Origin of the sequence: Streptomyces sp. NPDC093225, assembly GCF_044753805.1 — a bacterium.
Taxonomy (GTDB): Bacteria; Actinomycetota; Actinomycetes; order Streptomycetales; family Streptomycetaceae; genus Streptomyces.
Genome location: NZ_JBIVNX010000015.1, coordinates 77,359 through 100,299, shown reverse-complemented (window position 1 = coordinate 100,299; position 22,941 = coordinate 77,359). Strand labels below are relative to the sequence as shown.

The 22,941-nt window shown below is 73.9% G+C and carries 17 protein-coding genes, 1 tRNA gene and 1 pseudogene; 4 read left to right on the top strand and 15 right to left on the bottom strand.

What is annotated here, in order from left to right; all coding sequences use genetic code 11:
* Positions 1-12: 12 nt before the first annotated feature.
* Positions 13-504: an inorganic diphosphatase gene (locus ACIQCH_RS16460; protein ID WP_402581438.1), complete on the top strand. Its 492-nt coding sequence runs from the start codon at positions 13-15 to the stop codon at positions 502-504.
* 269 nt (positions 505-773) lie between these two features.
* The gene (locus ACIQCH_RS16455; protein WP_402581356.1) at positions 774-2,417 is read left to right on the top strand and encodes a threonine/serine exporter ThrE family protein; all 1,644 of its coding nucleotides are present in this window, start codon (positions 774-776) and stop codon (positions 2,415-2,417) included.
* A gap of 177 nt (positions 2,418-2,594) precedes the next feature.
* Here the strand turns inward: ACIQCH_RS16455 and ACIQCH_RS16450 are convergent.
* The 5 genes and pseudogenes from ACIQCH_RS16450 to ACIQCH_RS16430 all read right to left on the bottom strand — a co-directional run.
* Positions 2,595-3,221 (bottom strand): annotated as a pseudogene (locus ACIQCH_RS16450) (DedA family protein); the annotation flags it as partial.
* Between the two features lie 241 nt (positions 3,222-3,462).
* Positions 3,463-4,224: a MerR family transcriptional regulator gene (locus tag ACIQCH_RS16445; RefSeq protein WP_402581355.1), complete on the bottom strand. Its 762-nt coding sequence runs from the start codon at positions 4,222-4,224 to the stop codon at positions 3,463-3,465.
* A gap of 145 nt (positions 4,225-4,369) precedes the next feature.
* A complete protein-coding gene (locus ACIQCH_RS16440) occupies positions 4,370-4,912 on the bottom strand; it encodes a DinB family protein (protein WP_402581354.1) in 543 nt (180 codons plus the stop codon).
* Positions 4,913-5,052: 140 nt separating this feature from the next.
* Positions 5,053-6,510, bottom strand: coding sequence for an aldehyde dehydrogenase family protein (locus ACIQCH_RS16435; protein ID WP_402581353.1), 1,458 nt, complete (start codon positions 6,508-6,510; stop codon positions 5,053-5,055).
* A gap of 71 nt (positions 6,511-6,581) precedes the next feature.
* A complete protein-coding gene (locus ACIQCH_RS16430; RefSeq protein WP_402581352.1) occupies positions 6,582-7,448 on the bottom strand; it encodes a helix-turn-helix domain-containing protein in 867 nt (288 codons plus the stop codon).
* Between the two features lie 368 nt (positions 7,449-7,816).
* On the opposite strand from ACIQCH_RS16430, the gene ACIQCH_RS16425 reads away from it, so the two are divergent.
* Positions 7,817-8,308, top strand: coding sequence for an ATP-binding protein (locus ACIQCH_RS16425; RefSeq protein WP_402581351.1), 492 nt, complete (start codon positions 7,817-7,819; stop codon positions 8,306-8,308).
* A gap of 148 nt (positions 8,309-8,456) precedes the next feature.
* Here ACIQCH_RS16425 and ACIQCH_RS16420 read toward each other — a convergent pair whose 3' ends face one another.
* Both ACIQCH_RS16420 and ACIQCH_RS16415 read right to left on the bottom strand, forming a co-directional pair.
* Positions 8,457-8,696 (bottom strand): DUF397 domain-containing protein, encoded by a 240-nt coding sequence (locus ACIQCH_RS16420; RefSeq protein WP_030199639.1) that lies wholly within the window; start codon positions 8,694-8,696, stop codon positions 8,457-8,459.
* A 423-nt stretch (positions 8,697-9,119) separates the two neighbouring features.
* Positions 9,120-10,343, bottom strand: a complete 1,224-nt coding sequence (locus ACIQCH_RS16415) for a DUF2786 domain-containing protein (RefSeq protein ID WP_402581350.1) — start codon at positions 10,341-10,343, stop codon at positions 9,120-9,122.
* Positions 10,344-10,794: 451 nt separating this feature from the next.
* On the opposite strand from ACIQCH_RS16415, the gene ACIQCH_RS16410 reads away from it, so the two are divergent.
* Positions 10,795-12,576: a bifunctional 3'-5' exonuclease/DNA polymerase gene (locus ACIQCH_RS16410; RefSeq protein ID WP_402581349.1), complete on the top strand. Its 1,782-nt coding sequence runs from the start codon at positions 10,795-10,797 to the stop codon at positions 12,574-12,576.
* An 82-nt stretch (positions 12,577-12,658) separates the two neighbouring features.
* Here the strand turns inward: ACIQCH_RS16410 and ACIQCH_RS16405 are convergent, their stop codons facing one another.
* The 8 genes from ACIQCH_RS16405 to tmk all read right to left on the bottom strand — a co-directional run bounded on the left by ACIQCH_RS16405 (position 12,659) and on the right by tmk (position 22,862).
* Positions 12,659-13,909, bottom strand: a complete 1,251-nt coding sequence (locus ACIQCH_RS16405; protein WP_402581348.1) for a hypothetical protein — start codon at positions 13,907-13,909, stop codon at positions 12,659-12,661.
* 90 nt (positions 13,910-13,999) lie between these two features.
* Entirely contained in the window at positions 14,000-14,518 is a 519-nt protein-coding gene (locus tag ACIQCH_RS16400; protein ID WP_030199626.1) for a SigE family RNA polymerase sigma factor, read from the bottom strand.
* A 125-nt stretch (positions 14,519-14,643) separates the two neighbouring features.
* Positions 14,644-15,153: a GNAT family N-acetyltransferase gene (locus tag ACIQCH_RS16395; protein ID WP_402581347.1), complete on the bottom strand. Its 510-nt coding sequence runs from the start codon at positions 15,151-15,153 to the stop codon at positions 14,644-14,646.
* Between the two features lie 203 nt (positions 15,154-15,356).
* Positions 15,357-15,770 carry a peptidoglycan-binding protein gene (locus ACIQCH_RS16390; RefSeq protein WP_402581346.1) on the bottom strand — a complete coding sequence of 138 codons (414 nt, stop codon included), beginning with the start codon at positions 15,768-15,770 and terminating at the stop codon, positions 15,357-15,359.
* Positions 15,771-16,151: 381 nt separating this feature from the next.
* Positions 16,152-16,228: transfer RNA gene (locus tag ACIQCH_RS16385), tRNA-Thr, on the bottom strand.
* A 93-nt stretch (positions 16,229-16,321) separates the two neighbouring features.
* Positions 16,322-17,905, bottom strand: coding sequence for an alpha/beta hydrolase (locus ACIQCH_RS16380; RefSeq protein ID WP_402581345.1), 1,584 nt, complete (start codon positions 17,903-17,905; stop codon positions 16,322-16,324).
* A 130-nt stretch (positions 17,906-18,035) separates the two neighbouring features.
* Positions 18,036-19,247 carry a DNA polymerase III subunit delta' gene (locus ACIQCH_RS16375; RefSeq protein ID WP_402581344.1) on the bottom strand — a complete coding sequence of 404 codons (1,212 nt, stop codon included), beginning with the start codon at positions 19,245-19,247 and terminating at the stop codon, positions 18,036-18,038.
* A gap of 273 nt (positions 19,248-19,520) precedes the next feature.
* Positions 19,521-22,862: a dTMP kinase gene (tmk, locus tag ACIQCH_RS16370; protein WP_402581343.1), complete on the bottom strand. Its 3,342-nt coding sequence runs from the start codon at positions 22,860-22,862 to the stop codon at positions 19,521-19,523.
* Between the last annotated feature and the right edge of the window lie 79 nt (positions 22,863-22,941).

The window sequence follows — 22,941 nt, the reverse complement described above, 5'->3', positions numbered from 1 at the left end:
GAGGAGCAGGACGTGGAGTTCGACGTCACCATCGAGATCCCCAAGGGTTCGCGGAACAAGTACGAGGTGGACCACGAGACCGGCCGGATCCGCCTGGACCGTCGCCTCTTCACCTCGACCAGCTACCCGACCGACTACGGCTTCGTCGAGAACACCCTCGGCGAGGACGGCGACCCGCTGGACGCGCTGGTCATCCTGGACGAGCCGACCTTCCCGGGCTGCCTGATCAAGTGCCGCGCCATCGGCATGTTCCGCATGACGGACGAGGCGGGCGGCGACGACAAGCTGCTGTGCGTGCCGGCCTCGGACCCGCGCGTGGAGCACCTGCGCGACATCCACCACATCTCCGAGTTCGACCGCCTGGAGATCCAGCACTTCTTCGAGGTCTACAAGGACCTGGAGCCCGGCAAGTCCGTCGAGGGCGCCAACTGGGTCGGCCGCACCGAGGCCGAGGCCGAGATCGAGCGCTCCTTCAAGCGCCTGCAGGAGCACGGCGGCCACTGAGGCCCCCGGCTCCTCGCCGATCCTTCCGGCTCCTGACGGAGCCGAGCTGAACGGGCGGCACCCCGGCACGGGGTGCCGCCCGTTCGCGTACCCGACCCGCGCCCGCGCCCGCCTCCACACCCGCACCCGCCTCGCGCCCGCGCACCCGCCCGCACATCGGCGTACCAGCACCCACCCCACCCCACCCCACACCCCCCTCGACCCGCTTTCGCCATGGACGAAACGGTTCCGCATACTGATGATCGGGGCGGCCAGGGACAGGAGTGGGCGTGGCGGAGTCCGAGGGGGCAGAGGACCGCAAACCGCGGTCGGACGAGGCGCACAGCGCGTTCGCGCCGCCGGACGGCGTGGCCGCGCCGCCGCCCGCCGAGGACGAGCACCCCACGTCGGAGTTCGCGGTTCCGGAGGGCCTGGAACCCCCGCCGGCCGAGCTCGAGGGCTCCGCGTTCGCCCGTCCGGGCTCGTACGCCGTCCCACCCGGCCCGCCCGGCCACCAGGCCGCGACGGACCTGCCGTTCGCCCGGATGACCGAGTCCCCCTGGCAGGACCGGATGCGCACCATGCTGCGCATGCCGGTCGGCGACCGGCCGGTGCCGGAGCCCGCCCAGAAGCACGGCGAGGCCGGTCCGGCCGTGCCGCGCGTCCTCGACCTGACCCTGCGCATCGGCGAACTGATGCTGGCCGGCGGCGAGGGCGCGGAGGACGTCGAGGCGGCCATGCTCGCGGTGGCCCGCTCGTACGGGCTGGACCGGTGCGAGCCGACCGTCACCTTCACGATGCTGTCGATCACGCACCAGCCCTCGCTGGTGGACGACCCGGTCTCGGCCAGCCGTACGGTGCGCCGCCGCGGTACGGACTACAACCGGCTGGCGGCGGTGTTCCGCCTGGTCGACGACGTCAGCGCGCCCGAGGTCGACATCTCCCTGGAGGAGGCGTACCGGCGGCTGGCGGAGATCCGCCGCAACCGCCACCCGTACCCCGGCTGGGCGCTCACCGCGGCCGCGGGCCTGCTGGCGGGGGCGGCCTCGATCCTGGTCGGCGGCGGCGTTGCGGTGTTCTTCGCGGCCGCACTGGGCGCGGTCCTGGGCGACCGGCTGGCATGGGTGTGCGCGGGGCGCGGGCTGCCGGAGTTCTACCAGTTCGTGGTGGCGGCGATGCCGCCGGCCGCGATCGGCGTGGCGATCAGCCTGACGGGCTGGGACGTGAAGGCCTCCGCGGTCATCACCGGTGGACTGTTCGCGCTGCTGCCCGGACGGGCCCTGGTGGCGGCCGTGCAGGACGGCCTGACCGGCTTCTACATCACCGCCTCGGCCCGGCTGCTGGAGGTGATGTACCTCTTCATCGGGATCATCATCGGCGTCCTGGTGGTGCTCTACCTGGGCCTGCAGCTGCACGCCTCGCCGAACCCGGAGGAGGTCCTGCAGATCACCGAGCGGCCGCCGGTGCAGATCGCGGCCGCGCTGGTGCTGGTGTTCACGTTCGCGATCCTGCTGCAGCAGCCGTGGTCCACGGTGTGGATCGTGTCGCTGAACGGCGGGGTGGCCTGGGTGACGTTCGGGGCGCTGCACTACGCCGGCGGCATCCCGCCGGTGCCGTCCACGGCGGTCGCGGCGGGGCTGGTGGGCCTGTTCGGCCAGCTGTTCTCGCGCTACCGGTACGCGTCGGCGCTGCCGTACGTCACGGCGGCGATCGGGCCGCTGCTGCCGGGCTCGGCGACGTACTACGGGCTGCTGTCGATCGCGGAGGGCCGGCTGGACAAGGGGCTGGCCTCGCTGGTGAACGCGGCCGCGCTGGCACTGGCCATCGCGATCGGCGTGAACCTGGGCGCGGAGGTCTCGCGCCTGTTCATGCGCGGGCCGGTGCGCACGAGCGCCGCCAAGCGCGGCGCGGCCAAGCGCACCCGGGGGTACTGAGCCCGCCCGGCCGCCGCGCGGCGCCCGCCACCAGGGCCCCGCACCGCACGCCACCTACCCCACCCCACGGAGCACGACGAAGGCCCGGGGCGGCGAGCCCCGGGCCTTCGTCCGGTGTCGGAGTGCGCGACGGCGTCAGCGGCGCGCGTGGCGGCCGCGCTGCGGGGGCGCGGTGAACTCGCTGTCCTGGGCGCCGGCGGGGGCCGCGGGGGCGTTCTTCGCCTCGCGGCGGGCCTTGAGGACCTCGAAGACGACCGGGACCACCGACACCAGGACGATCAGCACGAGGATCGCCTCGACGTGGTTCTTGATGAGGTCGATCTGGCCGAGCCAGTAGCCCGCCATGGTGACGCCGGCGCCCCAGCCGATGCCGCCGATCACGTTGTACGTGATGAACGTGCGGTACTTCATGCGGCCGGCGCCCGCCACGATCGGCGCGAAGGTCCGCACGATCGGGACGAAGCGGGCCAGCACGATGGCCTTGGGGCCGAACCTCTCGATGAACTCGTGCGCCTTGTCGAGGTTCTCCCGCTTGAAGAGCCTCGAGTTCGGCCGGTTGAAGAGCTTGGGGCCGAAGAACTTGCCGATCAGGTAGCCCACCTGGTCACCGAGCACGGCCGCGGCCACGATCAGCGTGACCACCAGCCAGAGCGGCTCCTCGATGTACTGGCCGTTGGCGACCAGCAGACCGGCGGTGAAGAGCAGCGAGTCGCCCGGGAGGAAGGCGAAGAGCCCCGACTCGGCGAAGACGATCGCCAGGATGCCGATCAGACCGAAGTTGGAGATCCAGTAGTCGGGGGACATCCACTCGGAGAGTCCGGTCGCGAGGGTCGTCGTGTACACGGGAATCCGGGCTCCTGGGATTCGGGGACAGGTGTGCCGTCGCGGGGACAGGTGCGCCGGGCGGTTGCCCACAATTATGAACGCGGCGGGCCCCCGCCCGGTTCCAGCCCGGAGGGGGGCTCCTTTGCCACCTTTTTACCGTCTGCGGAGCCCCTGCGGCTAGGGCCTGTCTTGGGGATCAGGCCGGATCAGGCCCGGCGCCTCAGGCCTCGTGCCGCTCCGCGTTCGCGACGATGGCCGCGCTCAGGTACGCGGCCAGGCCCGGCCCGGCCTTGTCGATGTTCTCGGTGAAGCGGACGTCGGCGACGTACATCTCACCGAGGCACCGGTGCATCGCGTGCGGGCAGTCGTAGAAGTTCCGGCTCATCTGCGCCCGGTGCTCCTCCGCGGCGTCCATGGCCGCCTCCGAGTCGGCCGGCTCCCCCGCCTCCATCAGGGCGAGGAGCCGCCGGTTGAGCGCATCGCCCTCGTCCCGGATGCGCTGCCAGTCCTCCTTGGTGTACTTCGCGGTCCGGCGGGCGGACTCCTTGTAGGCGTCCGTGCCGCCCCACCGCTGCTCGGCCTCGTCGGCGTACTGCTCGGGGTCCTGGTCCCCGAAGACCTCGAAGCGCTCCTCGGGGGTCAGGTTGATGCTCATTCTGCGTGCCTCCATCGCCTGCTCGACGGCCTTGGCCATCTGCCGGAGCCGATCGATCCGGCTGGTCAGCAACGCGTGCTGACGGCGCAGGTGCTCGTGCGGATCGGTGTCGGGATCGTCCAGCAGGACCGCGACCTCCTCGAGCGGGAAGCCGAGCTCCCGGTAGAACAGGACCCGCTGCAGCCGCTCGAGGTCGGCGTCGTCGTAACGCCGGTGCCCCGCGTGGCTGCGCCCGCTCGGGGAGAGCAGGCCGATCTCGTCGTAGTGGTGCAGCGTGCGCACCGTCACCCCGGCGAAACCGGCGACCTGGCCCACGGAATAGCTCATCGTTCCCGCTCCTGTCGTTCGGTACGCACACCAGCCTGGCCCCTCACGCGGCGTGAGGTGCAAGCCCGGGCGGCGACGGAGGCGGGGTCGGGGTCGGGGCTCGGTCGGGGGGCCGGACGGGGTCCGGACGGGGGCCGGACGGACCTCAGGCGTCCGTCGCGGCGGCGGCGACCAGCTCGAAGGCGGTCCGGCCGTCCAGGGACTCGCGGATGATGTCGGCGTGGCCGGCGTGCCGGGCGTGCTCCTCGACCAGGTGGAGCAGCAGCCAGCGCATCGAGACCTCGCCCTCCTTGGGGAACCAGGGCTGGTCCGGCAGGGGGAAGGTGTCGTCGAGGCTGGGCACGTTCGCGATGAAGTCCGTGAGCTCGGCGGCCACCCCGTCCCAGAAGGCCAGCACGCCCTCCACCGACTCGTCGTCGACCAGCCGGAAGCTGTCGGCCCAGGTGGACTCGTCGCGCTGCTTCTCGTTGGGCTTCTGCTGGGCCATCCGCAGCCAGTTGAGCTCGGTCTCCGCGACGTGCTTGAGCAGGCCGGAGAGGGACAGCTCGCTGGCGCTCGGGCGGCTGGCGGCCTGCTCGGCGGTGAGGCCGAGGACGGACCGGCGCAGGGCGCCGCGCTGGGCCTCGACGAAGTTCAGGAGCGCGCCGCGCTCGTCGCCCTGGGATTCCGCGGGAACGTGAGTGACCATGACCGACCGCCTGCCTTCGCGTCTGGCTTGCGCCTGTTTCCTTCTGACGGGAACGACGCTACGGGGCCTTGCGGTCAGGTTCTGTCCGCGATCGCCGGCGGCACGGGGAGGAAAAACGGTCCGCCCGGTCGGACCCGGACTCAGAACGGGAAGTGCGAGCGCCCGTGCTGGATCGAGATCCACTTCTGGGTGGTGAAGGCCTCGACGGTCGCGTCCCCGTTCAGCCGCCCGAGCCCGGACGACTTCTCCCCGCCGAACGCGGCCAGCGGCTCGTCCGCGATGGTGGAGTCGTTGACGTGGAACATCCCCGTCTCGACGCGCCTGGCGAAGCGCACGCCCCGCTCGACGTCGCGCGTGTGCACGGCCCCGCTGAGCCCGTAGGGGGTCGCGTTGGCCAGCCGCACGGCCTCGTCCTCGCCGTCGAACGGGACGAGCAGCGCGACCGGGCCGAAGATCTCCTGGCCCAGCAGGGGGGAGTCCTCGGGCAGACCGGTCAGCACGGTCGGCTCGACGAGGTTGCCGCGGGTGGCGCCCCGTACGAGCGCGGTGGCCCCCTCCTCGAGCGCGCGGTCGACGAGCGCGGTCAGGGCGTCCGCCTGGAACGGGTTGATCAGGGGGCCGATCTGCACGTCGTCCTCGTGCGGGTCGCCGGTGTTGAGCGAGCGGACCCGCTTGACGAACCGCTCGGTGAAGTCCTGCTCGACCGCCCGGTCCACCAGGATGCGGTTGGCGGCCATGCAGACCTGCCCCTGGTAGACGAAGCGGCTGAAGACGGCCGCGTCCACGGCGTAGTCGAGGTCGGCGTCGTCGAGGACGACCAGCGCGCTGTTGCCGCTGAGCTCGAGGACGGTGCGCTTGAAGTGCTTGGCCGCGACGGCGCCGACGTGCCGGCCGACCCGGTCCGAGCCGGCGAACGAGATCACCTTGGGCACGGGGTGGGTGAGCAGCGCGTCGCCTATCTCGGCGATGTCGGTGACCAGGACGTTGAGGAGGCCGGCGGGCAGGCCCGCGTCCTCGAAGAGCTTGGCGATGACCCCGCCGCCGGTGACCGGGGCGTTCTGGTTCGGCTTGATGACGACCGCGTTGCCCAAGGCCAGGGCGGGGGCCACGGACTTCAGGGTGACCAGGAAGGGGAAGTTGAACGGGCTGATGACCGCGACCACGCCGACGGGCCGCCGCTCGACGCGGTTCTCCTTGCCCTCCACCGGGGAGGGCAGGATCCGGCCCTCGGGCCGGACGGCGAGCTGGATCGCCTCGCGCAGGAACTCCTTGGCGAGCCAGACCTCGTAGCGGGCCTTGGCGCGGGTGCCGCCGAGCTCGTCGATCATCGCCTCGACGAGCTCGTCCTCGCGCTCCTCGGTCAGGCGCAGCACGCTCTCGATGACGGCGCGTCTGGCGTACGGGCTGACCTGCGCCCAGTCGCGCTGGGCGCGCTCGGCGGCCCGGTAGGCCTCGTCGACCTGCTCGACCGTGGCGACGGTGATCGCCGCGAGCTTCTCGCCGTTGTAGGGGTTGACGTCGATGATGTCCCACGAGCCGGTACCGGCAAGCCACTGCCCGTCGATGTACTGGTGAGCCAGCTCGGTGAATATGGACATGTCATCCCTTACTGCGAGCGCGCACCGTTGCGCTGCACTGGCGCCTGAATGGCCGTCATCCTACTTGCGTGTCAAGAAAGTTGGAGCAGACCTCGGAGAAGATCCCGGGTCGCACCGGGGTCGGGGCAGTCCCCCTGCAGGCGCTCCATCGCCCGCCCGTACTGGGCCACCTCGTCGTCCTTGTCGAGGTAGAGGGCACTGGTGAGCTGTTCGAGGTAGACGATGTCCTGGAGGTCGGACTCGGGGAAGCGCAGGAGCGTGAACGCCCCGCTCTCGCCCGCGTGACCGCCGAAGCTGAAGGGCATGACCTGGAGCCGCACGTTCGGCCGCTGGGAGATCTCGATGAGGTGCTCCAGCTGGCCGCGCATGACCGCCCGGTCGCCGTACGGACGGCGCAGGGCCGCCTCGTCGAGGACGGCGTGGAACTGGGGCGCGTTCTCGGAGACGAGGACCTTCTGGCGTTCGAGGCGGAGCGCCACCCGGCGGTCGATCTCGGCGGCCGAGGCCCCGGGCATGCCGCGGCTGACGACCGCGTGCGCGTACGCCTCGGTCTGCAGCAGGCCGTGCACGAACTGCACTTCATAGATACGGATGAGGGAGGCCGCACCCTCGAGGCCGATGTACGTCTGGAACCAGCCCGGCAGCACGTCGCCGTAACTGTGCCACCACCCGGCCGCGTTGGCCTCGCGCACGAGGCCGAGGAGCGACTCGCGCTCCGCGCCGTCGGTGACCCCGTAGAGCGTCAGCAGGTCCTCTACGTCTCTGGCCTTGAAGCTCACCCTTCCCAACTCCAGACGGCTGATCTTCGATTCTGATGCGCGGATCGAGTAGCCGGCCGCCTCACGGGTGATCCCACGGGATTCACGCAGTCGCCGCAGCTGTGATCCCAGGAGGATGCGTCGCACCACGGAGCCGCTGTTCGACTCTCCTGCGGTCACTCTCCAACCCTCCCCATCTCGCTCGTGTCCCCTGCGCCCACCGGCGCGGGGGACTGCCTGCGGGACCCCCGTACCCCGGGCCGCAGTCTGCCACCAAAACGCAGTGGCCCGTGCTCGTTCTGTAACGGAATCCGGCTTCCTGGAAAAGAAGTCCGTAAGTAAGCGTAGGAAGAAATGGGCAAGAAGCATCACGGGAGCGGACACGTCCGGCGCGTGCACGTGCATCTGCCCTTGCATCTGCCCATCGCATTCGGAACCATGGTTGGCGCGTACCGTGCGTCTCTCGCGCGGGCGCAAGGCGCCACCCCGCAGTACCGCTCCGTCCGCGACTCCCGGGAGTGCCTCGCATGGGGACGAATGGATCGACCATGCTCGAGCCCTTACGGCAGGGGCTGCCCCCGGTCGACCCCTCGGCCGTCTCCGGGTCCGCGTCCTGCGCCCTGCCCGCCCAGTTCGAAGCGGTGCGGGGCGCCCGTTCGTTCACAAGATCGACGCTCTCCCAGTGGGGCCTCGACGACCGGTTCGACGACGTCGCGCTGGTGGTCTCCGAACTCGTCACCAACGCCCTGCGGCACGCGCTGCCGGCGGGCGCGGTCGCGGCGCCCGAGTCGGGCGTACGGCTCCACCTCATGAGGTGGAGCACGCGCCTGGTGTGCGCGGTGCGCGATCCGAGCGAGGACTGCCCGGCACCGGGCGAGGGCGAGGGCTTCTCCCCGGAGCGGCTGGACGAGAACTGCGACCTGGAATCGGGGCGCGGACTGTTCCTGGTGGACTCGTACAGCGACGGCTGGGGCTGGCATCCGCTGGCCGGGCGGCTGACGGGCAAGGTGGTCTGGGCGCTGTTCATGCTCCACGACTGAGCCGCGGCGGCGCGTCCGGACAACGCCGGCGCACAGCGTTACGCGAAGGAGGCGGGGTTCCGCCGGCCCGGTAGGGGGCCGGCGGAACCCCGTCTGCTTTTCGCGGCGCACTCGCCGCGGACGCCGGGGTGCCCGCGGTCAGGGGCGGTCAGGGCGCGATGAGGTGGTCGAACTCGCCGTCCTTGATGCCGAGCAGCATCGCCTCTATCTCGGCCGGCGTGTAGACGAGGGCGGGGCCGTCCGGGTGCCGGGAATTGCGGACGGCGACATTCCCCCCGGGAAGTTTGGCGAACTCCACGCAGGAGCCCTGCGAGTTGCTGTGCCGGCTCTTCTGCCAGACGACTCCGCCGAGTTCTGTGGCGGCCATGCCGTTGTACGCGTGGTCCACAGGAATCCCCCGATAGTGCAGATGTCAACTCCACCGGATCATAGCTGTGTTCATATGCTGCTGCATGGGCAGATGCACGTGCACGCGGGGTGTCCCCCTGGTCACGCGGCGGTTCGGTGCGGCCCGGAAGCGTGGGGCAAAAGGGCAATTTCCCGGGCGTTCCCGATGGTGCGGGCGAGTTGCCGTGACCGCCGGGCGTCACACGCGTCACACGGCAGTCGCGAATTTTCCCGTTCTCCGAGATGAATTTCCGGAGGGGTTCGGTTCCACGGACGGGCGTATGTGATCCCCGCCGCATCCCACGGGTTCCGCACCGCCTTCAGCGGTTTGCGTGATGCGGCGCGGTAGGCGCGGCGTCATTCCTTCGGGGGACCCGGAAGCGGGACCCGGGAGGCTCCCGCACCTCGGCGAGCCCCCGGCACCTCAGCGGGCCTCCCGCCCGATGCGCCCCCGTCGCCCGCCCATGTCGGCGCGGTCCGCCGCCGCGGTGCCGTCCAGCCAGCCCGCCTCGTCGGTGGCACCCCGCAGCCGGGTGGTCGTGGTCCGCGGGAACATCTCCTCGGCCCGCGCGCCGACCGCCACGTCCCGCGCCGCCAGCACCGGCAGCAGCGCGTCCGCCCGCTCGCCCGCCTCTGCGCGCACGGCTTCCGCCACGTGCTCGGCCGCCTCCGCCAGCCGGTGTCCGACCCGGCTCGCGTACGCCAGGAAGAAGGACTGCCGGAATGCCTTCGTCCGCTTGCGGCCGCCGGCCCGCTGCCCCGCCTCCGCCCGGGTCATCGCCGCCGTGCCCTGCACCAGCAGCGACGTGTGGAGCAGCTCCACGGCCTCCAGGTCGCTCTCGAATCCGACCACCGTCGAGAACCCGAAGGCCGAGTTCCACACCGCCCGGCACCGGTTGGCCGTGGCCACCGCGTCCAGGAGCACCGCCTTGGCCTCCTCGTACGGCGGCTCGACGCCGATCCGGCACGCCCCGGGGCGCTGTCCGGGCCGGGCCAGCGAGGCCTCGTCGATGGTGTGCCGGGCCATCAGCTCCTGGGCTTTGGCACTGAGCGCCTCGGCCTCCTCGGGATAGGTCGTCGCCTCGGCCTTGGCCAGCAGCGCCCGGATCCGCCCGAGGGTCTTCGGGTCGCCGTGCTCCAGCGGTACGGCCGCCAGCGGATCCCCCGGCACCGGCCCCACCGGCTCGACGGAGGGCAGCCGGACCAGCAGCCGCAGCGTCTCCAGCAGCGCGGTGGCGAGGGTGAACCGGTCCGCCGACTCGCGCCGGGCGAGCCCGGCCGCGTACTCGGGGTCGCTCCCCCACCAGGCCCCGGCGCCACCGAGCTCGGCGAGCTGCGCGGTCCAGCGCTCCGAGAGCTGCCCGGCGCCGTAGCGCCGGCCCTCGGCGGCGATCAGGTCGAGGGCGAGGCGCTCGTGGCGCTCCTCGAGGTCGCGCCGCACCAGCCGGAGCACGTCGGCGGGCTGCCACCCGCGCTCCCAGGCGGTACGCACGAACGCCGAGCCGCGCGCCAGCAGCAGTCGGCCGGTCTCCGACCAGCCGGCGGCGTCGGCGGCCAGGAGCGAGGCTCCGGTGTCGAGGCCGGTGTCGTCCTGGGAGTAGAGGGCGGCGGCGAAGGCACGGTCGACGACCGGGTCAGACGGGTTCACACGCCCAGCCTCGCACGCCCCGCCGCCGGCCCTCCGCCCACCTCCCGCCACCCGCTGTCCACAGCCTGTGGACAGCGGAGCGCCACCGCACCACACCCGCAGCCGCAGACACCGCCAGGCCCGGCGGTGGCCCGCGCAGCTCCCGCCGGCCGCCACGTGGTGTGTGGGGGAGGCGCTTGACGGGGTGGGGCAGGCTGGTCCGGAGGCGGGCCCGGGCCTGGGGTGGCCGAAGGCCAGGGCCGAAGGCCAGGGCCGAAGGCCCCGAAGCCCCAGGGGTGGGCCTGCCGCAGGGCCCGCAGGCCCTACCCCGTCAAGCGCCGAGGGGACCCACACACCACGGGGCGGCCCACGAAGCGTGAGCGACCGACCCACACCGGTGAACCGGGCGACCCGCCCCGCCCCCCGCTGCCAGTACGCCCCGCTGTCAGTCCCCGGTGGCACACTCGCACCCGTGAGCGAGCGTTGGGCACTGGGCCCGGCCACGAACCGAACCAAGGACGAGGGCCGCACCACGGACGAGGGCGAAGGGGTCGAGTACGTCCCCCTCACCCCCGACGGCCTGCCCGCCGGACCCGTCCGGACCGCCCCGGACGCCGCCACCGCCGTGCGCTCCGCCCCGCCCGGCACGCGCTGGGTCTGGCGGTCCACCGCCGAGGTGTACCCGCAGCTCGTCTCCGCCGGCGTACGCGTCGAGCGGTGCTACGACGTCGAGGACGCCGAACTGCTCCTCCTGGGCCACGCCGGCCGGTTCGGCGAGCCCCGCTCCGCGGCCGCCGCCTGGGCGCGGCTGCACGGGGCGCCCGTACCCCCCGACCCGCCGCAGCGGGCAGCCACGCCCACCACGCAGTCGTCGCTGTTCGACCCGGCCTCCGCGGCCGCCCCGCCGCTGCCGTTCGAAGCCCTGCTGGAGGTGTACGCCGACCAGGTCGGCCGGCACGCGGCGACCGCCCGCCCCGAGCGGGTCCGGCTGTTGACCGCCGCCCAGTCCGCGGGCGCGCTGGTGGCGGCGGAGATGAACGCGGCGGGCATACCGTGGCGGGCCGACGTGCACCGGGCCGTGCTGACCGAGCTCCTCGGGGAGCGGTACGCGGGGCGGGGCGAGCCGCGCCGCCTCGCCGAGCTGGCCGACGAGGTGTCGCGCGCCTTCGGCCGTCGGGTCCGCCCCGACCTGCCCGCCGACGTGGTCAAGGCCTTCGCCGAGGCGGGCACCAAGCTCCGCTCCACCCGCCGGTGGGAGCTCCAGGAGATCGACCACCCGGCGGTCGAGCCGCTGATCGCGTACAAGAAGCTGTACCGGATCTACACCGCGCACGGCTGGTCCTGGCTCCAGGACTGGGTGCACGACGGCCGCTTCCGGCCCGAGTTCGTGCCCGGCGGCACGGTCACCGGCCGCTGGGTCACCAACGGCGGCGGCGCACTGCAGATCCCCAAGGTCATCCGCCGGGCGGTGGTCGCGGACCCGGGCTGGCGCCTGGTGGTCGCGGACGCCGACCAGATGGAGCCCCGGGTGCTGGCGGCGATCTCCCGCGACCCGGGCCTGATGGAGGTGGCCGGCCAGCCCGGCGACCTGTACAAGGCCGTGTCCGACCGGGCGTTCTCCGGTGACCGCGAGATGGCCAAGCTCGCCGTGCTCGGCGCCGTGTACGGCCAGACCTCCGGCGACGGCCTCAAGAACCTGGCCGCGCTGCGCCGCCGCTTCCCGAAGGCGGTGGCGTACGTGGACGAGGCCGCGAAGGCCGGCGAGGAGGGCCGGCTCGTCCGGACCCACCTGGGGCGCACCTGCCCGCCCGCGGCCGGATCCGGCCCGGACGGCGAGGACGGGGCCGGCGACGAGGCGGGCCTGCCGCAGTACGACCCGGCGGCGGACGGCTCCGGTGACGGCGGCGGCAGCGGCCGGGACCGGGGCCGGGACGGCTGGGTCCCCGGGTACGCCTCCTCCGACGCCCGGGCCCGGGGCCGGTTCACGCGCAACTTCGTGGTGCAGGGCAGCGCCGCCGACTGGGCGCTGCTGATGCTGGCGGCGCTGCGGCGGGCGACCGCGGGCCTCCGGGCGGAGCTCGTGTTCTTCCAGCACGACGAGGTGATGGTGCACTGCCCGGCGGAGGAGGCCGAGGAGGTGGCCCGGGCGATCCGCGCGGCCGGCGACCTGGCCGGGCGGATCGCCTTCGGGGAGACGCCCGTGCGCTTCCCGTTCACGACGGCCGTGGTGGAGTGCTACGCGGACGCCAAGTGACCGCGCAGCACCTCCGCAACCCGCCCTGCCACCGCTGCGGCCGGCCCCGCTGCAAGCCCCGGCCCCCAAGCCGGCCCCGCCGCTAGCCCTGCTCCTTCCAGATCCCGCTGAGCGCGATGGCCTTCAGCTGCTCCATCGTCAGCGCGGGCTCGGCCCGCGTGGCGGCCTTGTTCTGGGACCCGGTGTTGAAGGCCGAGACGACCACCCGCAGGCCGTCGGTGCGGATCGTGTCCGCGGTCCACCAGACGACGCCCTCGCCGCCCTTCTCACCGGGCCGCTTGATGAGCCGGACCTTGGTGCCGTCGGCCAGCTGCGTCACCGACGAGTCGCCGGCCGGGAAGAGCTCCTGCTCCACGGCGCCCATGCGCGGCTGGACGTTGATCTGCACGAGCGAGCGGCCCTTGCCGTCGTCCACCACGGCGTAGGTGGCGTCGCCGTCGCCGCCCTTGTCCACCACGCGCAGCCCCTTGGGGAGCAGGGACAGGAACGGCTCGCGGACGTGCAGCGCGGGTGCGGTGTCGCCGCCGGGAGCGGCGGGCGGTGCGTACAGGTCCCGCACCACGGGCGTCCACTTGGTCGAGGTGACCAGGGACTTCAGCTGGGCGGGGGTGAGCGGCGGCTTCGGCCGGGTGATCGGCGAGTCCTTCTCGGCGGCCGCGTTGTACTCGCTCGCGTCGACGACGTAGCCGTCCTTGGTCGCCAGGACGGCCCGCCAGTTCTTGGTCTCCTCCCGGCGGTCGGGGTACTCGTACCCCTGGAAGACCATCAGCCGGGACCCGCCGGGGAGCTTCTCCTCCTCGCAGGCGTCGAACTCGATGTCGTTCCGGCCCGGGCAGGCGGTCATGTCCGCGAGCACCTGGCTGCCGGGGGTGAAGCGGTTGAAGGAGACCGACACGGCCGCCTTCCCCTTGCCGTCGTCGAACACCCCCGCCGCATAGGGGCCGGACTCGCGGGTGCCCCGGCCCTGGGTGTCCGTCAACTGGCCGGCGGGCAGAAGCTGCTTGAGGATCGCGACGAGCTGCTCGCCGCTGTACTTGCCCGCGCCGCCCGCGGGCCTCTTGTCACCCGCCGTGCCGGAGCCCGTGTCCACCGACGGGGCCGCCGCCACGGAGGTGCGGTCGGTCCCGCCCCCGACCATCCCGGCGGCGTACGCACCGGCGCCGGCCACCACGGCGAAGCTCAGTACGCTCCCGGTGACCAGTGCGGCCCGCCGGCGCACCAGCCGGCGGCGGCCGTACCGCTCGCCGCCCTCGACCAGATGGCTGTGCTGCTCGGCGGTGAACCCGTCTCCGGTCCGGCGGAGGGCCTGCTCGAATTCGTCTTCGAAGGGCATGCGGAACCACACCTTCCTGGCGTGTTGGTGACGTCGTGTGAGGTGGTACGGGGGCGGGGCGGGGGCGCGGTGTCACCGCACCCCCCGCCCTCAGCGCAGCGCGAACTCGCCCAGGCTCCCGCCGAGCTGCTCGCGCAGCCGGGACAGCGCGCGGGAGCAGCGGGTCCGGACGGCGGCGGAGCTCAGGTTCATGGCCTGGGCGGTCTCCTCGATGCTGCGGTCCTCCCAGTAGCGGAGCACCACCACCGCGCGGTCCTTGGGCGCGAGCCGCCCGAGCGCGTCGAGCAGCGTGATCCGCAGCGCCGGATCGGCGGCCGGCGCCGCGGCGGTGTCCGCACCGGGCAACTCCCCGTGGGGGCGCTCGGAGGAGGAATAGCGGCGGCGGTGCGTGAGGTAGACGCGCACGAGGACGGTCTGGGCGTACGCGGCGGGGTTGTCGATCCGCCCGATCCGGCGGCCCCACAGCACGTACATGCGCCCCAGGGTCTCCTGCACGAGGTCCTCGGCGAGGTGCGTGTCGCCACTGGTGAGCAGGCAGGCCGAGCGGTACAGGTGCCCGGTGCGTGCAGCGGCGAACGCGCGGAACCCGTCCGTGCGGGACCGACCCATCCTTCTCCCCCGTCCCCGGCGCACGCCGATCGCGCGCCCTCACTCCCTACGACGCGCCGAGCCCGGAGAAATGTTTCACCCCTCTTTTGTTCGTTGCCAGTTGATGCACCGGACCCTCCCCGACGTCAGTCGTCGAGCCCGTGGAAGTACACGTGGAACTCCTCCCGCACGAAGCCCTCCGCCTCGTAGAGGCCCTGCGCGACGCGGTTGTCGTACGCCGTCTCCAGCTGCACCCCGGCCACGCCGGCCGCCCGGGCCCGGTCGAGCGCGGTGCGCAGCAGGGCCCGGCCGGCGCCGGTGCGGCGGCCGGCCGGGGCGACGAACAGGTCGTAGAGGACCCAGATCGGCCGCATCTCCAGGGAGGAGAAGGTGGGGTAGATCTGCGTGAAACCCACGGCGGTGCCGTCGGGGCGCTCGGCGAGCAGCACGACCGACTCGCCCTTGGCCATCCGCTCGGCGAGGTACGCCCGCGGCCGCCCGGGGTCGGCCACCGGGACCTCGTAGAACTCCAGGTACCCGAGGAAGAGCTCGCTCAGGACCGCCAGGTCCGCCGCCCCGGCCTCCCGCACCGCCACCCCGTCCGGGGCCGACTCCGGCGCACCGACGGGACCGCTGCCACTGCTGTGATCGCTCATCGGGTCACCCTAGGACCGCCCCGGGACCACCGGCACCCCGCGAGGAGCGCGCAGAACCGGGAAACCCCGGCGCGGACGAGGTCCGTGCCGGGGTTTCGCCGGAGCCGCCTTCGGGATTCGAACCCGCGACGCACGCATCGCGTGTCGTGCGGCGAGGTGCGGCGCCGGGCGGCGCGTGTCGGGCAAGACCCTGAAGGGGCGGCCTAGTTGTTGGAGGGCAGGTAACCCTCGCAGTAGCCGTTCCCCTTGCCGTCGCGGCCGAAGTCCGGGTCGCCGAGGATGAGCAGGTACGTGCCGGTCATCGGCCCGACGATGCCGTCGACGTCCATCCCCGGCGCGAGCTCCCGCTTCACTATCTGCTGGAAGACCCGGATGGCCTCGTCCGTCTGGGGGCCGAACTTGCTGTCCTCGGAGATCTGCCCGTGCCACGGGGCGCTCTTCTTGAAGAAGAAGTTCACCTGGTGCTGCACGCACCACACCGCAGAGCCGTTGTTGGCCTGGCCGTAACCGATGTACGGAGCTCCGACCCGGGCTTCCGCGGTCCCCGTCAGCGCGGTCAGGGCGAGCGTCGCCGCACCGGCGAGGACGGCGGTGCGGGTGAGGGAGTTCATGGGCATGCTGGACCAGCCTTCGGTTCGGTGGCGGGGGAACGGTGCATGGCACACGGAGGTGCGGGCCGGGGGCCGGGCGGAGAGCGCCTCGGGACCGGTCCGGACAGCCCGAACCATAGGCACGGCCGGACTCCGTCCCGCCGTCCCAGGCGTCCCGGGGCGATCCCGCACGGCGGTGGCAGACCGAGGACCGGGACGAGACGTCGCAGGACACCGCCTTCACCAGGGCGCTGTCCGTGGTGGCGGGCCATCGTTCCCGCACCGTCCCACGCAACCCCTGGGACGGCACGGGACGTCAGAGGCGGAGCACGCCCGCGATCGCCGGCGCCGAAAGGTCGCGGAAACCAAGAAACCCCAGCCCGGACGAGGTCCGTGCTGGGGTTTCGCTGGAGCCGCCTTCGGGATTCGAACCCGAGACCTACGCATTACGAGTGCGTTGCTCTGGCCAACTGAGCTAAGGCGGCACACCACCGGTGGAGCCCTCCCGCGAGGGAGTGGTGCGCTACAGCGGCGACGGCAAGTCTACATGGTGATCCGGGATGCCCCGCACCAGGTCATCAGCAGCGTTTGCCGTCGGCCGGCGGGGTGCCTTCGAGGAGGTAGCGGTTGATCGCGGTGTCGATGCAGTCGCTGCCCCGCCCGTACGCCGTGTGGCCGTCGCCGTCGTACGTCAGGAGCGTGCCGGAGTCGAGCTGGGAGGCGAGCGCCTTCGCCCACTTGTAAGGGGTCGCCGGGTCCCGGACCGTGCCCACGACCACGATCGGCGCGGCTCCCTCCGCCTCCAGCCGGCGCGGCGTCCCGGTGGCCTTGACCGGCCAGTACGCGCAGTTCAGCGCGGCCCACGCCAGGCCCGGGCCGAAGGTCGGCGAGGCCTTCCTGAAGGAGGGCAGGGCGGCGGTCACGGCCTGCGGCCCGCTGAAGGCGGGCGGCAGGTCCAGGCAGTTGACGGCGGCGTTGGCGAACATCAGGTTCTGGTACGAGCCGTCCGGCTCCCGCTCGTAGTAGCTGTCGGCGAGGGCCAGCAGCCCCGCGCCGTCCCCGTTCTGCGCCTGCGTGATCGCCTCGCGCAGCTGGGGCCAGGCGCTCTCGTCGTACATCGCGGCGATCACACCGGTGGCGGCGAGGGCCTCGCCGAGGGCGCGCTTCTCGCCCGTGGCCACGGGTTGCGCGTCGAGCTTCTTGAAGAAGTCCTGCAGGCGGCGCGCCTGGTCGTCCGGGCCGCCGCTGCCGAGCGGGCAGTCGGCGTGCTTGGCGCAGTCCTTCGCGAAGGACCGGAAGGCGGTCTCGAAGCCCTCCGTCTGGTCGCGGTTGAGCTCCAGGGCCGACCGGGTGGGGTCCATCGCGCCGTCGAGGACCAGGCGGCCGACGCGGCGCGGGAACAGGTCGGCGTACGTGGCGCCCAGGAGGGTGCCGTACGAGGCTCCGACGTAGTTCAGCTTCTGGTCGCCCAGCACCGCGCGCAGCAGGTCCATGTCGCGGGCGGCCTCGACGGTGGAGACGTGCGGGAGCACGGTGCCCGAGCGCTCCTTGCAGCCGGCCGCGAACCGCTTGAACGCCGCCACCAGCTTGCCCTGCTCCGCCTGGTCGTCCGGGGTCTGGTCGACCTGCGTGTACGCGTCCATCGCCGGCCCGTCCAGGCAGGTGACCGGCGCGCTGCGGGCCACGCCGCGCGGGTCGACGGCGACCATGTCGTACTGGGCCCGGACGGCGGCGGGGTAGCCGATGCCGGCGTAGCCCTGGAGGTAGGCGATCGCGGAGCCGCCGGGGCCGCCCGGGTTGACCAGCAGCGAGCCGAGGCGCTTGCCGGGGCCGGTGGCCTTCTTGCGCGCCACGGCGAGGGCGATGTCCTTGCCGCCCTGCGAGGCGGGGCGGTCGTAGTCCAGCGGGGCCTTGAGGGTGGCGCACTCGAACCCCGGCACGCCACAGGCCCGCCAGCTGAGCTTCTGCGCGTAGTACGGGGCCAGGGCGGCCGGGGTGGCCTCCGGACGGGCGGACTCCGCCGTCTGCCCGGCCAGCCGGCCCGGGGCCGGGGCGGAGGCGGCCGCCTCGGAGCCCGAGCCCCCGGCCGTACAGCCGGAGACGAGCAGTCCGGCCGCCGCGATCAGGGTCCCGGTGGTACGCAGCACGCGCCTGGTGTCCATCCCCGGAGCCTAGCCCTCCGGCGCGCGACGGGTCCCTTACCGGCCCGTACGGGTGACTTGCGGGGCAAACCGACGACGGCCCGGCCGCGGCACGGCGGACCGGCGCGGACCCGTGGGCCGGTCCGCGGGGTCAGCCGGCGCGCAGGGCCATCGTCATCGCCTCCACCGCCAGCAGCGGGGCCACGTTCCGGTCGAGGGCGTCGCGGCAGGCGATGATCGCCTCGATCCGGCGCAGCGTGCGCTCCGGGCCGCCGGCGCCGGCCACCCGGTCGAGGTCCTCCCGCAGCTCCACGTTGGCCAGGGCCACGCCCGAGCCGAGCTGGAGCGCGAGCACGTCCCGGTAGAACCCGGTGAGCTCGACGAGGGCGCCGTCGAGGCTGTCGCGCTGGGTACGGGTGCGGCGGCGCTTCTGCTTGTCCTCGAGTTCCTTCATCACCCCGGCCGTGCCGCGCGGCATCCGGCCGCCGGTGCCGGCGGCGGCGCCGAGCGCGGCGCGGAGCTCCTCGGTCTCCTTGGCGTCGACCTCTTCGGCGACCTGCTTGGCGTCCTCGGCGGCCGCGTCGATCAGCTCCTGGGCGGCCTTGAGGCAGCCGCCCACGTCGTCGACCCGCAGCGGCAGCCGCAGCACCGACCGGCGCCGTTCGCGGGCCCGCTCGTCGGTGGCCAGGCGGCGGGCCCGGCCGATGTGGCCCTGGGTGGCCCGGGCCGCGGCCGCGGCCACGTCGGGATCGATCCCGTCCCGGCGCATGAGGACGTCGGCCACGGCCTGGACGGACGGGGTGCTCAGGGTCAGGTGCCGGCAGCGCGAACGGATGGTGGGCAGCACGTCCTCCAGCGAGGGCGCGCAGAGCAGCCACACGGTGCGCGGGGCGGGCTCCTCGACGGCCTTGAGCAGTACGTTCCCGGCCCCCTCGGTCAGCCGGTCGGCGTCCTCCAGGACGATCACCTGCCAGCGGCCGACGGCGGGCGAGAGCTGCGCCCGGCGGACCAGGTCGCGGGTCTCCTTGACGCCGATGGAGAGCAGGTCGGTGCGGACGATCTCCACGTCGGCGTGGGTGCCGACGAGGGTGGTGTGGCAGCCGTCGCAGAACCCGCAGCCGGGCTCCGCGCCCAGGGCCCGGTCGGGGCTGGTGCACTGCAGGGCGGCGGCGAAGGCCCGGGCGGCGGTGGCACGGCCGGAGCCGGGCGGGCCGGTGAAGAGCCAGGCGTGGGTCATCTTCGAGGCGGGCGGCGCGGGCTCGCCGGCCCCTGCGGCGGTCACGAGCGCGTCGGCGTCCCGCGCGGCGGCGGCGAGCTGGGCCGTGACGCGTTCCTGGCCCACGAGGTCGTCCCATACGGGCATGGGGGCCTCCTTCCTGCCGCGCCGGTATCTCCCGCGCCGGCTCCCATTCTGTCCCCTCCCACCGACACCCCGGCGCCAGCGCCCCCTCCCCGCCCCCGGCACGTTCGTCCTCGCCGGCGTTGGGGCGCGGGGACCGGGGGCGGAGCCCCAGGAGGGCCGGCGCACAGCGTCCGGCCCTGGACCGGGGCGGAGCCCCGGGGGGAGCGGCGTCCGTGGCCGCACGCCACGGTCGTGGGAAGGGGCGGGGAGGGGCGATCGAACCCCGCGAGAGCCTCAGCGGCGCCGACCCCGCCCACCCTCCGGCTCGTCCCCCTCGTCACCGGCCCCGCGCGGCCCGAGCAGCTCGTCGGCGAGCGTCGGCAGGTCGTCCAGCGGGGTCTCCTCCGCCCACGCGGGCCGCGGCCGGCCGGCCCGCCCGGAAGCGTCCGGCACCGGCAGCTCCGCCGTACGGTCGTTCCCGCCCGCCGTCGGGGCCTCGTCGCGGAAGATGCCCGGCGGCACCCGGTCCACGGGGGCCTCCGCAGGCGCGCCGGACGCCCAGCGGTCCTCCCGCACGGGCGGCAGCTTCGCCGTGTCGGCCACGTCGCGGTCGTCCCGCACGGGCGGCAGCACGGCCGTCTCCGGCGCATCCCGGTCGTCCCGCACCGGCGGCAGCACCGCGGTCTCGGCCACGTCCCGGTCGTCCCGCACCGGCGGCAGCACGGCGGTCTCGGCCACGTCGGGCCGGGGTCCGAGCTCCTGCGGAGCCGGAACGGTCTGGGTGATCTCCTCCGAGCCGACGACGGGCGTCTCGACCGTGACCGCCTCGGAGGGCTCCTCCGGCTCCTTGCGCAGCGGAACCTTCGGCCCGGCGGACGCCGCACCGGACACCCGCGCCGCGCCGGAATCCTTCAGCCCGGCCGAAGCGGAAGCCGCGGCAGAAGCCGAAGCCACCGCCGCAGCCGCCGCCGCGGCCGCCTCCGCCTGCCGGCGCGCCTCCTCGGCCGCCAGCAGGGCCTCCTCCGCGCGCCGCTGCTTCTCCCGACGCCGTTCCTCGGCCTCGGCCCGCAGCCGGGCCTCCTCCTCGGCCTGCCGCCGCAGCCGCTCGGCCTCGGCCGCACGGGCCTTCTCCTCCGCCTCGCGGCGCGCCTTCTCCTCGGCGGCGATCCGGCGCGCCTCGGCCTCCGCCGCCCGGCGGGCGGCCTCCGCCTCCGCGGCCCGGCGGGCGGCCTCCTCGGCGGCGACCTTGCGGGCGGCTTCCGCGGCCGCCGCGGCCTCGGCGGCCAGCCGTGCCTTCTCGGCCTCCTCGGCAGCCTTGCGCGCGGCGGCCTCCTCGGCGGCCTTCCGCGCCGCCTCCGCCTCCGCGGCCTTGCGGGCGGCCTCTTCCTCCGCGGCCTTGCGCGCCTCTTCCTCGGCGGCCTTGCGGGCGGCCTCCTCGGCGGCCTTCCTGGCCTCCTCGGCCGCCTTGCGGGCCTCCTCCAGCGCCTGGACCTCCGCTTCCGACAGCGGCAGCATCCGGTCCAGCCGGTGCCGTACGACCGTGGTCACGGACTCCGGGTCCTGGCCCGCGTCCACGACGAGGTAGCGCCCGGGGTCCGCCGCGGCCAGCGTGAGGAAGCCGGCCCGTACCCGCTGGTGGAACTCCTCCGGCTCCGACTCCAGCCGGTCCGGCGCCTCCGTGAAGCGCTCGCGCGCGGTCTGCGGGGAGACGTCGAGTAGCACGGTCAGGTTCGGGACCAGGCCACCCGTCGCCCAGCGCGAGATCCGCGCGATCTCCACCGGCGACAGGTCCCGGCCGGCGCCCTGGTAGGCCACCGAGGAGTCGATGTACCGGTCCGTGATGACCACCGCGCCGCGCTCCAGCGCCGGGCGGACCACCGTGTCCACGTGCTCCGCGCGGTCGGCCGCGTACATCAGCGCCTCGGCCCGGTGCGAGAGCCCGGCCGACGACACGTCGAGCAGGATCGAGCGCAGCCGCTTGCCGACCGGCGTGGCGCCCGGCTCGCGCGTGACGACCACCTCGTGGCCCTTGCTTCGGATCCACTCCGTCAGCGCCTGCACCTGGGTGGACTTGCCGGCCCCGTCGCCGCCCTCCAGAGCGATGAAGAAGCCGCTGCCGGCCGGTGCCTGGGCCGGCTCGCCGCCCAGCAGGGCCTCCTTGACGTCGCGCCGCAGCGGTACGCCCGACCGGTCGTCGACCCGGGTCAGCACGATCACCGCGACCGGCAGCAGCAGCGCGCCGACCAGCATCAGGCCGAAGGCGGCGCCCCCGTGCGCGAACACGAAGGAGCCGCCGCCCAGCCGGTGGGGCCCTATGGCCGCGGCGAAGAGGGGGGCGCCGAGCGCCCCGAGCGCCACGGCGATCCGTACGACGGCGTGCAGGTGGGCCGTGACGCGGCCGCGCCGGAACTCCTCGGTCTCCTGGTCGAGCAGGATGTGGCCGGTGTTCGCCGCCACGCCCGCGCCCGTGCCGGCGCACACCGCCAGGAAGAAGACGGTGGCCGTGTCCGCGACCAGGCCCATCACCAGCAGTGCGAAGCCGGTCAGCGCTATCGCCAGCGCCAGCAGGCGGCGCCGCGACAGGGTGGCCAGCACCCGGCCGGTCTGGCTGGCGCGGATGCCGACGACGGTGCCGCCGGTCAGGGCGAGCACCTGGAGCGCGTAGGCGGCGGTGCCCCCGCCGAGGTCGTCGGAGTGCAGCACGGCGAGCGCGACGGCGCACGAGACGGCGCCCGCGACGGCGGCGCTGGCCAGCACGAGCAGCGGGATCGCGCCGGTCCGGCCCTTCTCCGGGCGCTCCGCGAAGGTCGGCCGGCGCAGCCCCTCCAGCGGGGAGCGCGGGCGCGGGGTCTTCACGTCGGGCAGGACCAGCGGGACGAGCAGCGAGACGGACGCGGCGAACAGGCCGGCCGCGACGTACGAGCCGAGGGCCGCGGGGTTGTCCGCGAACCACTGCACCCCGACCCCGAGGGCCCGGCCGACCAGGCCGGCCACGACCAGCGCGGCGGCGGCGACGGGCAGGCACACGAAGCTCGTGCGCAGCGAGAGCCGGCGCAGGGCGTCGAGGTGGTCGGGCAGCGGCCGCACGGTCGCGCCCTCCGGCGGCGGGGCGGGCAGCAGCGCCGGGGCGGCGCTCTCCTTGGCCAGCGTCCACAGGCGCTCGGCCAGCCCCGCGACGAAGACCGTGGCCAGCAGGACGGTCAGGGCCTGGGTCGGGGCCCAGACCCGCCACAGCGGGGCGACGACGAACAGCGCGATCCGCAGGCCGTCGGCCCCGATCATGGTCCAGCGGCGGTCGAGCCGGCCGCCGGGGGCGGTCAGCTTGGCGAGCGGGCCGAGCAGCGCGGCGCCGAAGAGCAGGGTGGCGAAGATCCGTACGCCGAACACCGCCGCGACCGCGAGGGCCGCCCCGCGGTAGCCGCCGCCGAAGGAGTCCTCCATCACGGCCGCCTGGAAGGCGAGCAGGACGAGCACCAGCAGCGCGAGGGCGTCGCCGATGCCGCTGACCAGCTGCGCGCTCCAGAGCCGGCGCAGCGGCGGAGTGCGCAGCAGGGAGCGCACCGCGCGCTCGCGGGAGTCGGCGGCGAGGGCTTCGTCGTAGGCGGGCACGACCGTTGGCTGCTCGGTTCGCGTCATCCGCCCAGCCTATCCGCTGCGCTTGGCTGTCCGCCCTCCCCTGTGGATCCCCGGGGACCCGGTGATCCACCGGCACCCC